Origin of the sequence: Mesorhizobium sp. M7A.F.Ca.ET.027.02.1.1 (assembly GCF_004022985.1) — a bacterium.
In the GTDB taxonomy this organism is placed as follows: domain Bacteria; phylum Pseudomonadota; class Alphaproteobacteria; order Rhizobiales; family Rhizobiaceae; genus Mesorhizobium.
In genome coordinates this window covers 1-3,542 of record NZ_RZOL01000525.1, presented here as the reverse complement: position 1 = coordinate 3,542, position 3,542 = coordinate 1, and the positions used below count along the sequence as shown (strand labels likewise).

General features: G+C 61.8%; 2 protein-coding genes. One reads left to right on the top strand and one right to left on the bottom strand.

What is annotated here, in order from left to right; translation table 11 throughout:
- The first annotated feature begins 266 nt into the window (after nt 1-266).
- Nucleotides 267-1,649, top strand: coding sequence for an IS1380 family transposase (locus tag EN749_RS32665; protein WP_128364715.1), 1,383 nt, complete (start codon nt 267-269; stop codon nt 1,647-1,649).
- A gap of 180 nt (nt 1,650-1,829) precedes the next feature.
- Here the strand turns inward: EN749_RS32665 and EN749_RS32660 are convergent, their stop codons facing one another.
- The gene (locus EN749_RS32660; RefSeq protein ID WP_245491547.1) at nt 1,830-3,371 is read right to left on the bottom strand and encodes an ABC transporter ATP-binding protein; all 1,542 of its coding nucleotides are present in this window, start codon (nt 3,369-3,371) and stop codon (nt 1,830-1,832) included.
- Nucleotides 3,372-3,542 lie beyond the last annotated feature (171 nt).

Here is a 3,542-nt window from a genome sequence, read left to right as displayed (position 1 = left end):
CGCGAGGGGCGCGGAGGTGGTGCTCTTCGATGAGACCACCCCGATCTATCGCGGCGAGGATGGGCGGCGGGACGATTACGCCCAGACCCTTGCCACGGCCGTCTTCGCGCTTTTCCCGGATCGTGTCGAATGGCGCGTCCACGCCACGCCTGAGGAGCGCAACGCTCTTTAGCCCGGATATCTCACAGAGTTGAGGTGCATCGGGGCTCCGAATCAGGGAAAATGCTTCTGCTACAAAGACTTACCCGAGGCAGAGGTGCTCCCCGATGCAAACAGAGTGTAGCGCGGAACGGTTTGATTTTGGAGCCGTTGAAAAGCGCGCCGTCGTGGCCGGTTTTGACGGCGGGACGATCACCTCGGATGCCGGCGCGCTTTTGCTGGGGCTGACGGAGCGGGCGATCGGACTGGTCGACCGCTTTGCCCGCTGCTTCGTGGATGCCCGCGATCCGGGCTTGATCGAGCATGAGGTGAGGACGCTGGTCGGGCAGCGGATATTGGCGCTGGCGCTGGGCTATGAAGACCTCAACGACCATGACGAATTGCGCCATGATCCGGTGCTGGCGGTGCTGGCCGGCAAGCTCAAGGCGCGGCGTCACAAGAAATGCGCGGCCCTCGCCGGCAAGTCGACGCTCAACCGGCTGGAACTGAGCCGGCCGCAGCCTTCGCGCTATCACAAGATCAGCCATGATCCGGCGGCGATCGAGGCGCTGTTCGTCGACTTGTTCCTTGGCGCGCATGCGGCCCCGCCCGAAGAGATCGTGCTCGATCTGGACGCCACCGACGATCCCCTGCACGGCAATCAGGAGGGGCGCTTCTTCCATGGCTATTACGGCAACTACTGCTACCTGCCGCTCTACGTCTTCTGCGGCGATCATTTGCTGTGCGCCAAGCTGCGGCCCGCCAACATCGACGCCGCCGCCGGCTCGGTTGAGGAGATCGCGCGCATCGTGCGCCAGTTGCGCCAGCGCTGGCCCAAGGTGCGCATCGTGCTGCGCGCCGATTCCGGCTTCGCCCGTGAGGAGCTGATGGCCTGGTGCGAGCAGAACGCCGTCGACTACCTGTTCGGCCTGGCCCGCAATGTCCGGCTGGCCCGGCACATCGGAGCTGAACTGGAGCAGGCCAGAGCAGAGAGCTCCCTCACCAACCGGCCCGCCCGCCGCTTCAAGGACTTCCTGTGGTCCACGCGCAAGAGCTGGAGCCGCCGGCGCCGGGTCGTGGCCAAGGCCGAGTGGACGCAAGGTGAGGCCAACCCGCGCTTCGTCGTCACCTCGCTCAATGCCGAGGCCTGGCCGGCACAGAGCCTTTATGAAGACCTCTACTGTGCCCGTGGCGAGATGGAGAACCGCATCAAGGAATGCCAGCTCGATCTGTTCGCCGACCGCACCTCGGCCGCCACCATGCGGGCAAACCAGCTCAGGCTCTGGTTCGCCTCGATGGCCTATGTGCTGGTCTGCGCGCTGCGCCGCATCGGCCTGGCCAACACCCGCCTCGCCAGGGCAAGCTGCGCCACCATCCGCCTCAAGCTGTTCAAGATCGGCGCCCTGGTCAGCGTCTCGGTGCGCCGCATCAGGCTGGCCATGAACTCGGCCTGCCCCTTCCAGCGCGAGTGGGCCCTGACCTACGCCAGACTGTCGGCAGCCGCCATCTGAGCGCCCCGATCCACCCCTCCCGTCAACAACAAGCATATCGCCGAACCACAACGACCGCTTGGCGCGGCGACAGCCCTTGCGCGCAACTCATGCGCTCGCAAAAATGCCGCGCACAGACATAAGACAGTGTGAGATATCCGGGTTAGCGGTACGGTGCGCGTCGTCTAGTCACGCATCCGTTCATGCATGGGTGCCGTCGCCGGTACGCTTCTGGATCACGCCATCCAGCCAGTCTGGGTCCATCTGTGGCACCGAACTCATCAGCAGTTGCGTATAGTCATCGAACGGTGGCGAGAGAACGGCATTCTTTTCGCCGAATCTAACCACTCGGCCACGGTGCATGACAGCGACCTCGTCCGCAATCGCCTTCACGGTGGCAAGGTCATGCGTGATGAAGAGATAAGAGACTGAAAGCTCCTTCTGGAGGGACATCAACAGCTTCAAGATGCCCTCTTGTATCACTTGATCGAGCGCCGAGGTCACTTCATCGCAAACGATCAGATCAGGATTGGCCGCCAACGCGCGCGCGATGGAGATGCGCTGCTTCTGCCCGCCGGAAAGCTCCGAAGGGTAGCGATCAATATAAGCCCCGCTCATCTCGATCATGTCGAGTAGTTCGTTTACGCGCTGATCGGCGGCCGAGCCCTTCAGTCCGAAATAGAGCCGCAGTGGACGCGAGAGCAACTTGCGCACAGTGTGGCTGGGGTTCATGGAGGTGTCAGCCGATTGATATACCAGTTGGATACGGCGCAGTATGTCGCGAGTGCGCTCTTTTCGTAACGGCGGAAGCCGAGTGCCATCAAACACCACCTCGCCTTGCTGAACTCTCAGCAACCCGCAAACGACTCGGGCCAAGGTTGACTTGCCTGAGCCGGATTCGCCGACCACCGCAACTGTGTGACCGCGCGGCACCGCGAAACTGACATCCTCCAGCACCCGCACGTGCCCATAAGCCGCATTGATATGCCGAATATCGAGAATAGGCCGCGCCGCCACGGCCGCCGATTTTTCGAGGCTCCGTACCGCCCAAAGAGTTCTGGTGTAAGGGTGCTCGGGCGACGCAAGCATTCGCCGCGTCTCGGCTTCCTCAACCTTGACACCGTCCTTCAGGACCACGATGCGGTGGGCCATCTGCGACACGAGTGCCAAGTCATGGCTAATGTATATGGCCGCCGTTCCAAACTGCTGGACGACTTTGCGAATGGCCCCAAGGACCTCGACCTGAGTCGTCACGTCGAGGGCTGTCGTCGGCTCGTCGAAGATGATGAGGTCCGGCGCGCAGTTCATCGCCATCGCCGTCATCAGGCGCTGCAACTGGCCGCCAGAGACCTGGTGGGGATATCGTTCGCCGATCCGAGCGGGGTCCGGGAGGGCAAGCCCACCGAACAGGGTCACCGCTCTTTCAACGGCTCGCTTTCGCGGTTCTGTCTTATGGATCTCAGAGCTTTCGACTACCTGATCGATCAGCTTGTGCGCAGGGTTGAAGGATGCGGCGGCACTCTGCGCTACATAGGCCACGCGGACGCCGCGCAGATGCCGTTTGTCCGATTCCGGGCAGTTGCGGAGGTCGATACCATCGAAAGTGATGCTTCCATCGACGATTATGCAGCCTTCGTTCACGATTCCCAGTCCCGCCAACCCAAGCGTCGATTTGCCGGCACCGGACTCACCGATCAGGCCGATAACCTCGCCGCGATGAACGTCAAGATCTACACCACGCAAAATTGGAACAGTGGTATCGTCGACTAAACCATTGATGACCGAGATTGCGAATCGTGAGTAGCAAAGGACCGCGTTCCGTTCCGCTCGGCAAAGATTCAACCTTCTCGATCGTTGCGTTCTCCTCAGCCATTGGATCCACCCCTGATCTGCAGATACCAATCGACTATGAAG